This is a genomic window from Streptomyces sp. Pv4-95, from assembly GCF_045782725.1.
In the GTDB taxonomy this organism is placed as follows: domain Bacteria; phylum Actinomycetota; class Actinomycetes; order Streptomycetales; family Streptomycetaceae; genus Streptomyces.
The window spans coordinates 2,393,537-2,410,148 of the sequence record NZ_CP127172.1; the positions used below are offsets into that span (position 1 = coordinate 2,393,537).

Below are 16,612 nucleotides of genomic sequence, written 5' to 3' on the forward strand. Positions count from 1 at the left end.
ATTAAGACTCCCCGTTCCTGCTGAATCCAGTTTTACGTCGCCAGTCGCGTAGTGCGATGGCAGAGCCTACGACCAGGCCGACGGCGAGAAGGCCGCCGCCCATGATGTAGATGGCGATGCGGGCGCGTCGGTCCTCGGTGGTTTCACCGAGGGGGACGAAGGACGATTGGATCTTGATGCCTTCGCCCGCGTTGTTGTCCTTGTTCGGCTGCGGCTGGCCTGTGGGCCTGGTGTCGTCGTTGAGGGCTGCTACCGGGTCCACGACGCCCCAACCGATGTAATCGTTGTGTTCCTTGCTCACCCGCTGAGCAGTCTGCTCGAGGTGCCAGATGACCTCTTGCGGCGACCAATTCTCGGCCTTGTGCTTCTGCATCAGGAGGGCCGCGGTACCCGCGACGTACGGAGCAGAGAAGCTGGTGCCCTGGTCGACGCAGTTACCGCCGTCCGGAACGGTGGAGACCATGTCGACGCCGGGCGCGGCGATTTCCACGAAGGGACCGGACTGGGAGAAGGGCGCGCGTTCGTTGTTCCGGTCGGAGGCGGCCACTGCCAGAACATTCGTGTACTCCGTGAACGCCGCGGGGAACATGTCCTTTTCACCGCCGTCGGCGCCGCCGTTGCCTGCCGAGGCGACGACCAGAACGCCGGCGTTCTCAGCTTTCGCGATCGAGCGCTCGAGCGTGGGCAGCTGATTCCTATTGGCGTCGGTGCCCTGGGAGATGTTGATGATGTCGACTTTTGCGGCGAGTGCCGCGTCAATGGCTCGTGCGAGGCTGTCAGCAGTACCGGGCTTCTCTTCCGTGGTCTGCTGGAAGGGAATGACCTTGGCCCCGGGCGCAATGCCGAAGAAGCCGGAACCGGACTTCGGCCTTGCAGCGATGATGCCTGCGACCTTGGTTCCGTGGCCGACCTTGTCCACGGTCTCCTTGCCCTTGACCAGGCTCTTGCCGCCGGGGCCGATCGCCTTCTCGAGCTGCTGGTTGCCCGCGTCGATGCCGGTGTCGATGACGCCGACGCGAATTCCCTCGCCCTTACCGCTCGCCCACATCTGATTGGTCAGGAGGCGCTGCAGCGACCAGGGAGTCTCTTTGATGTCATTGGTGTTGAACTTGCATTCCCCACTGTTGAGCGGCACATTCTCGTCCGCGGTGGCCGGCGCTGCGGCGGCCCAGGACATGCCGACTGCGCACGCTGCCGTAACCAGTGCAGCCGCCGCTCGTGGGCGGTGCCCGGCTCGGTGACCAATGGCGCGAGATACCACGGGTTGTCTGCTCTCCATGTGTGGTGGATTGGACGAGAACGAGAGGTGAGGAAACAGTAGGGAACGGGAAGGTTCTCAGGCGTGGGACGGCAGTCCCGAAGCACTGGTGGACGGCAGAAGGGCGAGCGCACTGTTGCAGCGCGCCCGCCCTCATTGACCACTGTGCGAGCCGTCGGGCTGCTCAGTCGTTCGCCGTCCTCACAGCACTGACGTGAGGTCAGCCCGCCCAGATACCGGCGTTCTTCGACTCGGTGCTCTGGTAGTTCTGAGCGGCCTGGTCCAGCGCCTTGGCGATGGCCTCGAGCGTCGAGTGCAGAGACGCGGCGCGCTGGTCCCACTCGCGCTGGCGGGCCTGGTAGCCCTCCTGCGCGGAACCTTCCCAGCTCGCGGCGATCTTCTTGACGCCCGCCTCGAGGTCATCGAGCTGCTGGCGGATGTTGTTGGCCGTCCCGCGCACGTCGGAACTGGCCTGCGAGATCGTCGCAAAATTGACGAGGATCTGGCCGGACATAGTGTCTCCTCGGGGAGTTGATAGGGCCTGGTCGATTCACGTGCCGCAGTCGGCCGACGGGACTGGTCGGCACGCTGCGGCTGCTGGGCCGTTGCGCCGCGAGGTGCGGCGCGGCCACGTCATCCGAACGGGGAAGCCTGCGCGGAGACCTGCGAGATCGACTGAGCCTGCTCCTCTTCGGAGGCCGAGTAGTTCTTCGTGGTCGAGTCGATCGCTTCCTTGATCTCACCCAGGAGCTGGTTGAGACGGTTGGCGTCCTCGTTCACCTGCGACTGCAGCTGGTTGTACGAGGAGGCCGCAGCACCCTTCCACCCGGACGTGATGGTGTCGACGACCGTGTTCAGGCGCGAGATCTCGCCCTGGATCGACTGGTTGACCGAGGAGATCTTGCCGCTGAACGCGACCATCTCCTCCTCGGTGGTTGTGTACTGCTGACCAGCCATAAGTCAACGTCCCCCATGAGACTCGTACGTGTACCGCCCGGTGCCGGCTAAGACACTCACGCGGTTGGCATCTTTGGCTGACGCCTTAGGCCACTTTAACCACTCCGCACGCCTGTCCCCAACAGGGAATGGCGTCTTGTGACGGGATCACAACATAGTCAACTACCTGTTGGGGAAGCATTGTTCGGCGTAACCGGGCAGATGCGGTGCTATCGGTCAGGGCCGAAAGCGACAGGCAACAGGATGAAGATCACAGCGCAGTCGAGATCACAACGAAATGGGTGTGGGCCGGCCGCTCAAGGCGCGGCCCACTCCGATATTGCGTGAGGCCGCGCCGGTGCCCCATTCCTGGGGTGCGGCGCGGCCTTCAGCAGCTTACTGGGCCTGCGGCTTCTCCGCGTCGTGGACGTTGAGCTGCGGGCCGGCCGAGAGCAGCTTGGACCAGGCCGAGAGGATCAGCGGCGGATGCGCACCCTTGTAGCCGAGGTGGAGCTGCGCCTGGTCCCTCTCCTCCTTGTCGCTGCCGGCCTTGCCCGCACCGTCGTTACCCCTCGGGACGAAGTAGCGCAGCCCGGTGTCGGTCACGAGGTAGAGAGGGCCTTCCTTCTGCTTCCCCGTGTCCACCTGCTGGTACAGCAGGCCGCTACCGGGGGTCACATAAGACGACGAACCGGAGGCGATCTTGGCGGGGTAGTCCTTGCCGATCCAGGTCTGCATGTCGGGCACGCCGTTCGGGAACCCGAGGTACTTGCCCGCGTCTCCGGGGTACTTGGTGCTGGTTCCGTTGTAGACGCTGCAGGACACGCCGCTGTCGGTGGGCGTGGTCAGCCCGCCGGTCTGCGACGGATGCTTGAAGTCGTTCGCCGCTTCGACGTCCTCGGACGGCCACGGAAGGGGGATGTCCGTGTTCGGAATCGTCCCCAGGTACTCCTGGGCCCCGCCCTTGTCGTCTTCCAGCGGCTTGATGTCCGTGCTGGCCAGCTTCTTGGCGTCCAGCGCCGATCCGGAGTGCCCCAGGTCGGTGGCGTTCTGCCCCGTGAGCAGGAGCTTGGCGATGAAGTTCGAGACCTTCTTGACGCCATCCGGAAGGACGACGTACTTCTGCCCCGAAGCCTTGTCCTCGACCACCATGCCGACCTTGTTGTACTCCGCCGGGACGCCGTCGGTGTCACTGCTGGGCCGGCCCGCTCCCGGGAACGTCGGCATGGAGATCGGCATCGGGCTCTTGATGACGGTGTCCATCCACTCCTGCGTGACGTCCTGCGGCTCGGCCTCGCCGAAGATCACACGTCGGAGCTGAGGATTGTCCTGCTTGCCCTTGGAGGGAAGCGTCCCGACGGGGGCGGAGCTGAATTGGAACGCGACGCCGTGCTGGTCGACCAGCCAGAACTGACCGTCGGGGTCGCGGACGTAGAGCGCCTGGTGCAGATCGAGCTTGCCCCTGCCCTCGACCTTGTCCTTGTCCTTGCCGCCGAGGACGAACACAGCCTGTTGCGGCTTGCTGTTGGTGCCGCTGCCGGGCCGGTTGCACACGGCCCAGGTCTTCGCCTTGTTGGCGTCCTCGGGACCCGGGAGGCGGTCGGGGGCGTACGGAATGCCAACTGCCGGGCCGTGCGCGAGCTTACCGTCGAGCTCGGATTCCTTGACCTTGACGACCTGGAACTTCGGGTCGAGAAGCAGCTTGGCCGATGCGAGGTTCAGGACGGGGTGGAGCAGTTTCTGGTCTTTACCGTTGGCGTCCTTGCTGGAAAGGACGACATAACGCGTGGTGGATTCATCCCCGACGATGACGTTCTTCCCCACCTCGTCCCACCCCTTGGGGGCAACGGGCTTGAGAATGCCGCACGCCCCGAATCCCACCAGGATCAGGACGCCCACCAGCACACTCGGCAACACCGCCTTCAGCGGCCTCGGCGCGCTCTCGATCGAGCCGTTCGGTAGCGGCTTCAGAAATGCCGCATTCGTGCGCTTCCGCGCAAACGAATACGCATTCAGCTCGTCCCGACGTGATGCCATTGTTGCTTTCTCTCCCCGTCTGTCGGATCCCACCATCGACCGCCCCCGGCACTCACGCCGTAGCGCCCTCTACTATGCCGTGTGTCGATCGACCCGTACGGTACGGGTGCCACCTTCCAACGCACCAGTCTCAGCGGCGGCCGATACGCCTAGAGGCCACACCACCAGTAGAGGAGCAGGCCGGGGGATGTCCAGCGCCACCAGGGCTCGACGCCGCAATGGGCGGCAACAGCAGCAACAGCCTTCCGCTGCACCGCAATATGCGGGAAACGCTGGCCAAAACGGTACAGCTCCGGGCAATAGAAGAGGTCGCGACGGGGGCACGGAAGCGCGCCCGTCCGGTCCGGTGTCGCCCCGGCTGCGCCAGCAGGCCGGGACCATCGGCGGTGTCCGCGTCCAGCAGCTGGCCATCATCGAACTCGCCGCTGCGCTGGTGCTGCTGGGCTGGTCGATCAACGCCGCCGCGCTGACCGCGGCCGTGGTGTTGGCAGCCGTACTGGTCGTCTTCGCGATCGGCCGACGCCGTAAGATTCCGCTGCCGGAGTGGATCACGACCGTGCGCGCCATGAAGCGCCGCGGCAAGAACAGCAGCGAGGCGGTCGCCGCCACTCAGGGCGTCGAACCCGCCTTCGCCCCGGTAGTTGAGTGCGACCCGGCGTTGCGCACCTTCGAGTACACCGACGCGGAGCAGCGCCCCATCGGCTTCGTCGGTGACGGCACCTTCCTCACGGCCATCGTGCAGGTGGACGCCAAGGATGAGCCGTTGCGGCCGCATCGCGGCAGCCACATGCTGCCGCTCAACGTGCTGCACACCGCGCTCGATGTCGAGGACATCCACCTCGAGTCGGTCCAGTTCGTGCAGTACACCCAGCCCGCGCCGGCTCCGCATCTGCCCGAACAGGCCGTCGCCGCGCGCTCGTACGCGCCGCTGCAGGCCCAGTCGCAGACGCCGGCACTGCAGCTCACCTGGATCGCGCTGAAGCTCGATCCGGAGCTGTGCGCCGAGGCCATCGAGGCCCGCGGCGGTGGGATGGAAGGCGCCAAGCGTTCGCTGCTGCGCGCCGCCGACCAGCTCGTGAGCCGGCTGACCGCACATGGCGTACGCGCCCGGGTGCTCGCCGAACGCGAGGTCGTGGCCGCCATCGGCACCGCGGTCTGCGTCAGCCCGCGGGCCGCGAACGGCGCGATGGGACGGGACGGTCGTGCCGCCCGCCGCACCCAGGAGACGACCCGCGCCTGGCGTTGCGATGACCGCTGGCACTCCACGTACTGGATCGGCCGGTGGCCCCAACTGGGCGAGGGTGGCGCGCCGTTGGCGGCCGTCACTCAGCTGCTGACCAGCACCAGGGCGATGGCCAGCACCTTCGCACTGACCGCGTCGCACGGCGGTGGCCGTGCCCCCGCTATCACCGGGTACGTCCGCCTCTCGACGCGCAGTGAGAACGAACTCTCGTCCGCGCAGAACGAGTTGGAGCGCCGTGCCGGTTCTGTGAAGGTAGGGCTCGTACGGCTCGACCGCGAACAGCTGCCCGGCCTTCTGGCCACGCTTCCCCTCGGAGGTACCCGCTGATGGCCACGCCCACCTATCAGCCACGCGTCAATGTCAGTGGCAACGGCTGGCGCAACCCCCCGATCGGGGGCGCCGACAGCAACCGCCGCCTCAACCACCAGCCGCGCCCCGACGAGGAGCAGTCCGGGCCGACCGGGCCGAAGCCGAAGCCCGGCTTCGGTCTGCGTGGTCCCCGGCGGAGCCCGCACGTGCTGACCGCGGAGTCGCTCGGTTCGCTGACCCTGCCGGTCGGCGACGACGGCGTCGTCATCGGCATAGACCCGCAGAACCAGCCCGCCGTGCTGAGCGTGCTGCGGCCCGCGCCGATGGAGATCGCGCTGGTCGGCAGCATGTGGATGGCGCAGGTCCTGGCGCTGCGTACGGTCGCCATCGGCGCCCGTGTCGCGGTGGAGACCGCGCGCCCGCCGGCCTGGGGCCAGATGGCGCAGGCAGCGGGCGGCGGGCAGCAGTGTGTGTCCATCCATGACGTGCGCCAGATCGCGCCGCAGGGACCGTCGGTTTCCAGCCCGGTGCTGGTCGTACGGGACATGGGTGCGCGTCCGCCGCGCAACCAGCTGGCCCCGAGCCCGTGGCAGTCGGTGCTGACGGTGCTGCCGTTCCTCGGGCCGCGTTCGCCGCAGATGCTGAGCCGGGCCGATCTGGTCGGTCTGCAGCGGCTTTCGCCCGAGGAGGCGGAAGTTGTGACGCGAATCATGCGGTTGCCCGAGCAGGTCGGAGCGGTGCTGCCGACCCTCAGCGACAACGCCATGCTGTGGTGCTCGCGGGACGGCCACCAGTTCGTGATGACCCAGCCGACCGAGGCGGAGACCAACCTGCTCGGCGGGCCGCGACGCATGGACTGACCGTGATGACGGGCCGGTTGCCGGCGCAGCGCGGTGCGCGCGCGTCGGCGGCCGGTCCGGGCACGACCTACGGGCGCATCCATGGGTGCGCCCGTAAGCGTGCCCCAAGGGCTTGAAGACGACATGACATCGACTGCCGTTATGGGCCGACTCTTGATTAGGCTGTATGGAGAGCCGCAGGAGCACACCGGCAGCAGTCGATACGGGGATGGAGACAGTTAGTGTTGGCGCAACCCCGGGTGGTGTGTTCCGACTTCCGCTACACCCGATCGATCCGCCTGTATCCGGTCCTGCCGTTCAGGTGCGTTGCAGTACACCAGGAGGCACAGTGAACGAGCAGGAGGCTTTCCGTCCGGACGGGAACGATCCTGACGACGACCAGTCCGAGTTCGACCTGACCGGTGAATTCAAGATCGATTTCTCGGCTCCGGCCTGGTACGCGAGCAACGACACCAGCGGAGGCGGCGCGGGTGCCGCTGCCTCTTCTGCGCCTCCTCCTGCGCCTTCTCCCGCCCCTCCGCCGACCGGCCAGCCCCTGGCGGGCCCGGCTCAGGGCGGCCCTCCTGGTGCCCCCGTGCCCGGAGTTCCGCAGCAGGGTGCGCCCGGTCCGGCCGCCCCGCCGCCCGCGGAGGCCGCACCGCCCGGGTTTCCGATGCTGCGCCCGAACGGCGAAGGCGACGCACCGGCCGCGGCGACTCCTCCGGCCGAGCCGGTGGCGCCCGTAGCGGCGCAGGACGGTCCTGCCACGGATTCCGACGCCGGTTCCGGCAATGTGCGCGCCGGCAGCGGTGTCGACCCGTCCGCCTCCCTCTGGGATGACGACGACGATGACACGGAGTCGGAGACCTCGGCGCCCGAGGCCGAGGCGGAGAGCGGTGCCCCCGCGGCTCCGCAGACCGATGCTGCGACTGCGGCGACTGCGAGCGCGGCGGCCAACTCCCCCGCCGAGGGCAGCACTCCCGCCCCCGCCCCCGAGGCATCCGCTCCGGTCGCCGGCCAGCCCCCTCAGGGCCAGCCTCAGCCGCAGCAGGGCGCGCCCGTGCAGGGTGTACCGCAGCAGCAGGCCCCGACCACACCCCCGCAGGGTGTGCCGCAGGCCGCGCCGCAACAGGGTGTCCCGCCGCAGGGACATCCCCAGCAGGGCGCTCCGTGGGGCGCCGCCGGCGACGGTCAGCAGCAGGGTGTGCCCGGGCAGGGTGCGCTGCCGCCGCTGCCGCCGGAGTATCAGCCCGCGGACCCGCGCGTGGCGCAGGCCCAGGGCGGTCATCCTCAGCAACAGCCCCAGCAGGGCCAGCAGCAGGCTCACGCGCCGCAGGCCCAGCAACCGCACCAGCAGCCCCAGGCTCAGCAGCACCCCGGCTATCCCCAGCAGGGACAGCCGCAGCAGGGACAGCCCCAGCAGGCGCCCCCGCAGCAGGGCGGCTACCCCCAGCAGCCGCAGCAGCCGCAGCAGCCTGCTTACGGTTACCCGCAGCCCGCCTACGGCTACCCCCAGCAGGCCCAGCCCCAGCAGGCGCCCGCGCAGCAGCACCCCAACCCGCAGGCTCAGCAGGCCGGTTACGGCTACCCGCAGACCGGCGCACAGGGGTACCCCCAGCAGGGACAGCAGCAGCCCGGCTACGACCAGCAGCAGGCAGCTGCCCAGGCCCAGCAGGCCGCACAGGCTCAGCAGGCGGCTCAGGCCCAGGCCGCTCAGGCTCAGGCTCAGGCCGCTCAGCAGGCCCAGCAGGCGCCGCACCAGCCCCTCCCGGGGCAGCAGGTCGGCGACCCGAACGCCGCGGCGAACTACGCCTCGTACTCCCAGCCGGGTCAGCAGCAGCCGCAGCAGCGGGCCGCCCCCGGTGCACCGCTGGGCTACAGCGCGGCCGTCGAGCTCACCTCCGACCGACTGCTGCGCAACCAGCCCAAGAAGCGCAAGCCGGGTGCGAATGCCCAGCCCTCGAAGTTCAAGCTGGGTGCGAAGAAGGAGGAGGCCGAGCGCCAGCAGAAGCTCGCGCTCATCCGGACTCCCGTGATGTCCTGCTACCGGATCGCGGTGATCAGCCTCAAGGGCGGCGTCGGCAAGACCACGACGACCACCGCGCTGGGCTCCACCCTCGCGTCCGAGCGCCAGGACAAGATCCTGGCCATCGACGCGAACCCGGACGCCGGCACGCTCGGCCGACGGGTCCGCCGCGAGACCGGCGCGACCATCCGTGACCTGGTGCACGCGATCCCACATCTGCACAGCTACATGGACATCCGCCGGTTCACCTCGCAGGCCCCCTCCGGCCTGGAGATCCTCGCCAACGACGTCGACCCGGCCGTCTCGACGACGTTCAACGACGACGACTACCGGCGCGCGATCGACATCCTCGGCAAGCAGTACCCGATCATCCTCACCGACTCGGGTACGGGTCTGCTCTACAGCGCGATGCGTGGAGTCCTCGACCTCGCCGACCAGTTGATCATCATCTCCACCCCGTCGGTGGACGGCGCGAGCAGCGCCAGCACCACGCTGGACTGGCTCTCCGCACACGGCTACGCCGACCTGGTGCAGCGCGGTATCACCGTCATCTCCGGTGTCCGTGAGACCGGCAAGATGATCAAGATCGACGACATCGTGTCGCACTTCGAGACGCGGTGCCGCGGAGTGGTGGTCGTCCCGTTCGACGAGCATCTCGCCGCCGGTGCCGAGGTCGACCTCGACATGATGCGGCCCAAGACCCGCGAGGCGTACTTCAACCTCTCCGCCCTGGTGGCCGAGGACTTCGCGCGGGCACAGCAGGCCCAGGGGATGTATCCCCAGCAGCAGATGGGCGGCGACCCGTACGCCCAGCAGCAGTACCCGCAGCAGGGGCAGCCGCCACAGGGCCAGCCCGCCCAGCAGCAACAGCCCCAGCAGCAACAGCCCCCGGCCGGTTACCCGCCCCAGCAGGGCGGGTGGACCCAGCAGCCCGCGCAGCCGCCTGCCCACTGGCAGCAGCAACAGCCCGCTCCGGACGCGCCGCTGCCGGATCAGCCCGGCTGGCAGCAGCAGCCGCCTCCGCAGTAGGGGCGAGCGGGAGGACCCCAGGAGAAAGGGGCAGGGCCCGGCACGTGAGTGCCGGGCCCTGCCCCTTTCGTGACCATCCTTCGTACGGGTGAACTCCCCTACGCGGAAAGGAAGTTGGCGCGGAGCGCCGTGCCCCTCGTCGGGAGGGCGCCTCAGCTCGACGCGGCGGCGATCAGCCCGCGTGCCTGCTTCACGTCGATCGCCATCCGCTCCAGCAGCGCGTCGAGCGTGTCGAACTTCTCCTGGCCCCGGATGTAGGCGAGGAAGTCCACGCCGACGTGCAGGCCGTAAAGGTCGAGGCCGACCCGGTCGATCGCGTACGCCTCGACCGTGCGGATCTTGCCGTCGAACTGCGGGTTGGTGCCCACCGAGACGGCCGCCGGCATCGCCTCGCCCTCGACGTGCAGCAGGCCCGCGTAGACGCCGTCGGCGGGGATGGCCGTGTGCGGCAGGGTCTCCACGTTGGCCGTCGGGAAGCCCAGTTCGCGGCCGCGCTGCGCACCCCGTACGACGATGCCCTCGACGCGGTGCGGACGGCCCAGGACCTCCATCGCGCCCGTGACGTCGCCGTCCGCGACCAGGCGTCGGGTGAGCGTGGAGGAGAACGGCTCGCCGCCGCCCGCCTCCCCGCGCTCGAAGAGGTCGATGACCTCGACGGTGTAGTCGTAGGTGGTGCCGAGTTCGGCGAGCGTCTCGACGTTGCCGGTGGCCTTGTGACCGAAGCGGAAGTTGGGGCCTTCCACGACGACCTGCGCATGCAGCTTGTCGACTAGGACCTTCACCACGAAGTCGGCCGGGGCGAGCTTCGAGAATTCCTTGGTGAACGGCAGGATCAGCACCGCGTCCACCCCCAGCTCGGCCATCAGCTCGGCCCGCCGGTGGTGCGGGGCGAGCAGCGGCGGGTGGGTGCCGGGGCGCACGACCTCGCTCGGGTGCGGGTCGAAGGTGACGACCACCGTGGGGATGCCCAGCTCACGGGCGCGTGCCACCGCCTGGCCGATGATCAATTGGTGACCGCGGTGCACCCCGTCGTATGAGCCGATGGTGACGACGCTGCGTCCCCAGCCCTCGGGGATGTCCTCCAAGCCACGCCAGCGCTGCACTGTGCCCGCTCCTCGCCCGAACTCTTGTCCGTCCACTGCGCCAATGTGCATGGCGCAGGTCTAAGACTGCCATGCCGGAGGCGGAGCTTCGCGCGAAGGGTGGCCTCGCTTCCGTCGCATCGGACATCTGGGACCGGCCGGGCGCGCGGGAGGGCGGAGTGCCGCGCGGGAGGGCGGAACCGGTTCCGACATCAGGACGGCGGGTGCGCGTGCCCGCCGCCTGCGCGGCCCTCGTACGCCGGGCCGGGTGCGCGTGCCGACGGCGGTCAACTCCGGCAGCCGGCGAGCGTGACGCGGGCGCTGGGGCCCACCACGGCGGCCCAGTCGTCCGGCGCCGAGGCGACCCACTCCTGCACCCTCCGCGCGAAGCCGGGCACCTGCCGTCCCAGCTCCACCAGCCGCCGGTCGAAGCAGGCCGCGCCCTCGGGAGTGCGTACCAGCAGCATGCCTGTGCGGTGCACCAACTCTCGGGTGTGGTCGGCGGGCCGTCGCCGCGCGCCCTCCGCGGCGGCCCGCAACAGGGCTTCCAGAACCCGCGTGTCGTGTCCGGCCACCCTGGTAGGGCCGCCTCCCCGCGGGGCGTACGGGCTCCCGCGGCCCGGAGGCGGTGCGTCGTATGCCTCGCTCGCGAGCAGCACGTCGAGGAATTCGCGGCGCAGCCGGGCCGACGGGGAAGCACCCGGCCGTGCCAGGACGGGGGCGAGCGCGCACCGGACCGCGACGCCCTGCCCGGTCAGCAGCTCCACGATGAGGGGCCGCAGGGCGGCGCGCGCGTCCGGCCCGTCCTCGAGCCGCCGGTCGACGAAGCGGGCGAGGTGCCGCGCGGCGTGCTCGGGGCGGCGCCGGGCGTACGCCCGGATCAGATCGGCGGCACGACGGGCGAGGTCGGCGGACGGCGGGGCGGAAACGGTGGGCGGCGCGAGCATGGGCCCCGCGCCCGCCGGCCCTCCGGGGGCCGGGACGGTGGACGCCGGGCCGCAGGCGTCGGCGAGGACGCGCAGGACGGCCTCGGCCGAGCAGGGGCCGCGGTCCGAGCCGGCGGCGCAGCCGTCGCATTCGCGGTCGCGGTCGCCCGAGCCGTCACCGTTGTCGCCCCTACCCCCGTCCCCGTCCCCGCCGTCGCCATATCCGTCGAGCAGTCGGGACAGGAAGGCGTCGAGCACCGGCTCCGGATGGGTGTGGAGAGCGCCCGCGAACGCCTCGGGCGGCACCTGTGGCGCACCGGGACGTGCGGCACCGGCCACGAAGCAGGCCAGGGCACGGTCGATGAACTGCGAGCGGGTGGACGGGTCGCGCACCAGCAGGGTGAGGGCGGCGCCGTGCCGGGAGGCGTCGGCGGGCCTGGCGAGGGAGGCGAGGGCCGCGTAGCGCAGCAGGGCTTGATCGGTGTCGGTGACGGCGTACGGGGCGACGCGCAGCGCCAGTGCGGCCGCGGTGGCCCGACGCTCGGACCGCTCGTCGTACGCCCAGCGGTCCACGGCCCGACAGACCGCGGAGGGCTCGTCCTCCGCCAGGGCTTCCAGCAGCTCCTGCGCCCCGGGGTGCGCGGCGTCGGCCAAGGTGTCGGCCAGTGCGTCCAGGGCCTGCCGACGGTGGGTGTGCAGCAGGGCTTGGGCGGCGGCCGCGACGGTGATCCGCCGGGGCGCGGGGCGTACGCGGGCGGGCACGGCTGTCGGCTGCTGCGGCACGCGTCCCTCGGCTCCTCCGGAAACACGTCCGGGCTGCGAGGCGGAGGGCGTCAAGGCCGCGCCTCCCCGGCCAGGTGTTTGCAGGGGGCGCCGGTCGTCGAACCAGGCGCAGAGCAGCGGCTGCGTCCGCTCGGGGTCCGCGCGCAGCAGTTCGGCGACGAGATCGAGGAACCGCACCGGGTCCCGACGATCCGTCGTTTCCGGGGCCGTGGCACTTCCGGCAGGCGGCGCGGCCGCCTCTGCCGACGCGGGCACCCCTGGCGCGACGGGCGCCCCGGCCGATCCCTCGGCAGTGGCTGCACCCGCCGCCCCCTCTGGTCCCGCCGGTCCTGCTGCACCCACCGCTCCACCCGCTCCGGTCACCGCCGTCGGGCCGGTTGTCACGCTCGGTCCGGCTGCCGGGCCCGGTCCGGTTGCCGGGGCAGGTACGACTGTCGGGGCCGCTTCCGGGAGGCGGGTCTCAGGGGCGGGCGGCGGAGGAGGCGCGAGACGAGGGCGCTGCGCCTCAACTCCCGCCCCCGAGACGGAGGTTGGTGAAGACTCGCGCGTCCCCTCCAGCCCACGCGGCCTCACCTCGGCCGACGGCCGTTCGTCCGCATCCCGCGCGGCGGCCTGCGGCGCCCTCTCGCCAGCCGGCCCACGACCCGCCCCGGACACCGGCCCCGCCACCGACCCGGACGCGGAGTCGGACGCCGGTTCGCGCGGCCACTCGCGCGGCCGCTCCCAGGGCGGCTCGGCCGGGCGGTGCAAGGAATCTGCCGTATGCACATGGACGCGCGGCGGACGCGCGAAGGGCCTGGCGGGGCGTCCGCGTACCGGTTCCGAGGGCTCGTCCGCTCCTCCACCGACGCCGAAGGAGGCCCAGGCGTCGGCCGTCCCCTCGCCCCTCCCGGTCGCGCCACGTGGGGTGGGCGTGGGGCCCGCCGGTGCGGCTTCGGGAGACGTACGGGGCGGATGGACCCGGTGCGCCCGCCCGGGCGCTCCCTCGGCCTCCCCCAGCTCCACCGACGGCCGCCCTTGCCGCCCTCCCCCACTCCCATGCTCCGGACGCCCTCCCCCGGCAGACCGCCCGTCGGCGCCCGTTTCCCCGGACCGCCGCACCCCTACCTCGTCCCTCACTCCGGCACGGAGCCCGTCCGCGGCCGCCGCTCCCGCGCGGGGCCCGTTCCCGTCCGTCACCCCGGCACGCCGCCCCTCCTCGGCCCATGCCTCGGTGTACAGCTCCGCCACGGAACAGCCCTCGGCGCCGAGGGGCTCCACCCTCCGCGCCAACCCCTCAGGGCGCTCCGCCGCACCGCCGACCGGCGACTTTCGTGCCCGCCCGTCACCCGAGCCGGCGGGAGCCGGCCGCGCCCCGTCCGCGCCCAGCCGCTCCGGCATCCCCGCCCGCCGCCCGACCGGTCCCGCCTCTCCCCTGCGCCCGGCGCTCCCGGCCGCACGCGACGCCACCGCAACCGCCGGCGGGCCATCGGCAGGCAGCAGCCTGCGCAGGAGGTCCATCCGGTCCGCCTCGGCCAGCGGCAGAAGCCGCCAGAACCAAGGCCCGAACGCCTCCAATCCGGTGTGGGCGAAGCCTCCGGCCGAGACAGCTCGTTCCGTGATGCGGTCTGCCAGCAACCGCAGGACACCGGCGTACGGCGTCGCATCCGGCACCCGCAGCAACACCCCGCTCAGGAGGCGCGTCGCCCACCACTGTGCGTCCGCGTACCGTCCGCCCCGCGGACCGGCGGCGGGCGCGGTCACCACCGGCACCAACTCCGCCAGCCGCCGCGTCAGTTGCCCCGTCCCCTCACGGCGGGCGAGGAGCAGCAGCGCCTGGACCACGGGCCCGATGCGATGGCCCGGTACAGGCACGGCGGCGGCCGGGCCCCGGGCCGCCCCGACACCGTGCGAGGACAGCCGCGCGAACGGCTCTTCGTGCGACGCTCCGCAGCCTCCCACCTGGCCCGCGTCCTCCCCCCGCTCCCGGCCGGCTCGGTGCACCAGGACCGACAGGGCGGCGTCGACATCGAGGTGGGCGCCCTGAAGCCACTCCCCGAGCTCCTCGTGCGTGAAGCGGTAGCCGCTGCCCGCCGGGGTCAGCAGCCCCTCCGCACGCACCGCGCCGCCCCAGCCCGTCTCCGAAGGGAACAGGGCGCCGAAGGACGCCTCGTCCAGCTCGCCTTGCCCGGGGCCGAGGCAACGGCGTGCAGCCTCGTGGACCTGCCCCGCGACCCGGGCGGCGAGGCGGCGTACGGACGTGCCCCGGAGCGGGGGCTGTGGTGCGGCCGCGAGCCGTACGGCGATGCGCAGACACAGCAGATCGAGGTAGGCGTCGAAGATCTCGTGCCGATCGGGCGCAGCGGCAGCGTCCGCTCCTCCGTGGTCCCCGGCGCCCACTTCCCTCCCGGCGCCTTCCGCATCCTCCGCACCTCCCGTCCTGCGGACATCCCCCTTCGGCAGTGCGGCCCTGACCTCCGCGAGCAGGCGCAGCGCCAGCGGGTGCCCGGCGTCGGGGGCCGCCTGCGCGCCGCTCGGCAGTCCGTAACGGGAGCGGGCCCGCTCGGCCTGCGGTCCGGCGAGGTCGCCGAGGCGTACACAGGGAGGCAGCGCCCAGGGCGGCGCTGCAGACGAGGCGGCGTGCGGCCGGCTCGGACGGTGGAGGCAGGCGGGCGGGAAGAGCGCACCGGCCCGCTCCCAGTATTCGGGGCGGCAGGCGAGGACCAGCCGCACGTCCGCCGCGCGTAGCCACTCGGTGGTCGCTCCGGTCCACTCGCGCAGGTCACGGGCCAGGGACGTCGGCATCTCCTCAGGTCCGTCGAGCAGCACCAGCAGCGGCCGCCCGGCTGCGGAAGCCTGCCGCGTCACGGCCTCCGTGGTGGTGCCTGCCGCGTCTCCGACAGTGCCCCCGGACGTCGCGACGGCCCGGCCCGCGGAACACAGGGCCCGGTCCACCGCAGCGCGAAGTCCCTCGTCACCGGCCCGCAGATCGGCGCCGCGGAGCCGCAGCGTCGGGGCCGGCGATCCGCTCTGCGCGCGTCGCTCCGCGAGAGCGGTCAGTTCGGTGCTCCGCCCCGTCCCCGGTTCGCCGACCAGCCCCAGCACCAACGGCGCGCGTCCGCCCCGCCCTCGAGGTGCTGTGGACTCACTCTTGGCCCGTGCCTCCGGCTCCTCCCCTTCCTCACCAGCCTCGTTCCGCTCCCCCGGCACCACCCCGAAGAGCGCGAACTCCCTTGCAGCTTCGGGACGTTCGACCGGATCGCGCCATCCGCGTGGCTGCCCGGCGGGTCCCGAGGAGATCCCTGACAGATGCAGGACACCCGCGAGATTCAGCTCGCTGCCGTAGGCCGGGACGGTCTCCGCGTTGCGCTTCAAAAGCGCCGCCAGCGCATTCCGTGGCGTCGTCTCCGCCGCCGCGCGCAAGGGAATCGCGAATCCGTCGGCACGGCTCCCGGAGTGCAGCGCGGTCCCGAGCAGACCGAGCACCGCCCCCGTCCGCGCGTCCAGCACCGGGCCGCCGGCCGCCACCCCGCCCAGCCGCAGCGCCTCCCGCCCCCGCGCGCAGAGCGCCAGTTCCAGCGTCTCGTCGAGGGGATGGAAGAGCTCCGTCGCCGTGTACGTGACCCCCGGGCCCGCGCCGACGACCGTGCCCTCCAGCCAGCTGCCGGCCCAGAACCGCACCCGGGTACCCGCCGCGGGGCGGGCCGCCGCGACCGGCAGCGGCGACAACCGGGGGAAGCCGAATCCGTCGCTCCGCACCAGGGCCAGGTCGAGCCCCGGGAGCGGTGTGACGGCGTCGGCCGACACCAGCCTGGCCGGTTCCGCGCCGCCGATGACCGCCTCCGCGACCGACCCCTCGAACGAGCCCCCGGACGCGCCCCCCGTTGCGCTGTGCGCCAGGGGCTGCAGCACCATCCGCGTCAACCCGTCCACCGCTTCATGGCTGGTGACGACCGTGCCGCGATGATCCGCCAGGAACCCCGTCCCGCGCGCCCTACCTGCCAGATCGCGGATACGCACCAATGCTTTTTCCGCGTCGGCATCCAGCCACGTCATCGCCGATCCTCCCCGCCGGTCCCGTGCTCCCGACGGTAGGCAGACGATGATCTTCTGGACAGGGTCACCGGCAAACGCGCCCCCTTCCACGCCGTGATTCACTCCGGGC

The 16,612-nt window shown here is 71.4% G+C and carries 9 protein-coding genes; 3 read left to right on the top strand and 6 right to left on the bottom strand.

The annotated features are described in order from the left end of the window. Nucleotide 1: 1 nt before the first annotated feature. The 4 genes from mycP to QOM21_RS10540 form a co-directional block, all read right to left on the bottom strand. On the bottom strand, nt 2-1,177 hold the full coding sequence (gene mycP / locus QOM21_RS10525) for a type VII secretion-associated serine protease mycosin (protein WP_407549598.1): 1,176 nt from the start codon (nt 1,175-1,177) through the stop codon (nt 2-4). Between the two features lie 301 nt (nt 1,178-1,478). Next, the gene (locus QOM21_RS10530) at nt 1,479-1,772 is read right to left on the bottom strand and encodes a WXG100 family type VII secretion target (RefSeq protein ID WP_393895579.1); all 294 of its coding nucleotides are present in this window, start codon (nt 1,770-1,772) and stop codon (nt 1,479-1,481) included. Nucleotides 1,773-1,891: 119 nt separating this feature from the next. After that, nucleotides 1,892-2,215: a WXG100 family type VII secretion target gene (locus QOM21_RS10535; protein ID WP_407549601.1), complete on the bottom strand. Its 324-nt coding sequence runs from the start codon at nt 2,213-2,215 to the stop codon at nt 1,892-1,894. Nucleotides 2,216-2,590: 375 nt separating this feature from the next. Continuing rightward, nucleotides 2,591-4,267 carry a type VII secretion protein EccB gene (locus QOM21_RS10540; protein WP_407549603.1) on the bottom strand — a complete coding sequence of 559 codons (1,677 nt, stop codon included), beginning with the start codon at nt 4,265-4,267 and terminating at the stop codon, nt 2,591-2,593. Between the two features lie 310 nt (nt 4,268-4,577). Here QOM21_RS10540 and eccE point away from each other — a divergent pair, with 310 nt between their 5' ends. From eccE to QOM21_RS10555, 3 genes are all read left to right on the top strand, one after another. Beyond that, nucleotides 4,578-5,801 (top strand): type VII secretion protein EccE, encoded by a 1,224-nt coding sequence (eccE, locus tag QOM21_RS10545; protein WP_407549605.1) that lies wholly within the window; start codon nt 4,578-4,580, stop codon nt 5,799-5,801. Continuing rightward, nucleotides 5,801-6,643 carry a hypothetical protein gene (locus QOM21_RS10550; RefSeq protein ID WP_407549607.1) on the top strand — a complete coding sequence of 281 codons (843 nt, stop codon included), beginning with the start codon at nt 5,801-5,803 and terminating at the stop codon, nt 6,641-6,643. The genes eccE and QOM21_RS10550 overlap by 1 nt, the downstream gene beginning before the upstream one ends. Nucleotides 6,644-6,971: 328 nt before the next feature. Continuing rightward, complete coding sequence (locus tag QOM21_RS10555; protein ID WP_407549609.1) at nt 6,972-9,677, top strand: SCO5717 family growth-regulating ATPase; 2,706 nt, start codon at nt 6,972-6,974, stop codon at nt 9,675-9,677. Nucleotides 9,678-9,829: 152 nt separating this feature from the next. Here the strand turns inward: QOM21_RS10555 and QOM21_RS10560 are convergent, their stop codons facing one another. Both QOM21_RS10560 and QOM21_RS10565 read right to left on the bottom strand, forming a co-directional pair. Further along, a complete protein-coding gene (locus tag QOM21_RS10560; protein WP_407549611.1) occupies nt 9,830-10,780 on the bottom strand; it encodes a bifunctional riboflavin kinase/FAD synthetase in 951 nt (316 codons plus the stop codon). 266 nt (nt 10,781-11,046) lie between these two features. Next, on the bottom strand, nt 11,047-16,503 hold the full coding sequence (locus QOM21_RS10565; RefSeq protein WP_407549613.1) for a hypothetical protein: 5,457 nt from the start codon (nt 16,501-16,503) through the stop codon (nt 11,047-11,049). Nucleotides 16,504-16,612 lie beyond the last annotated feature (109 nt).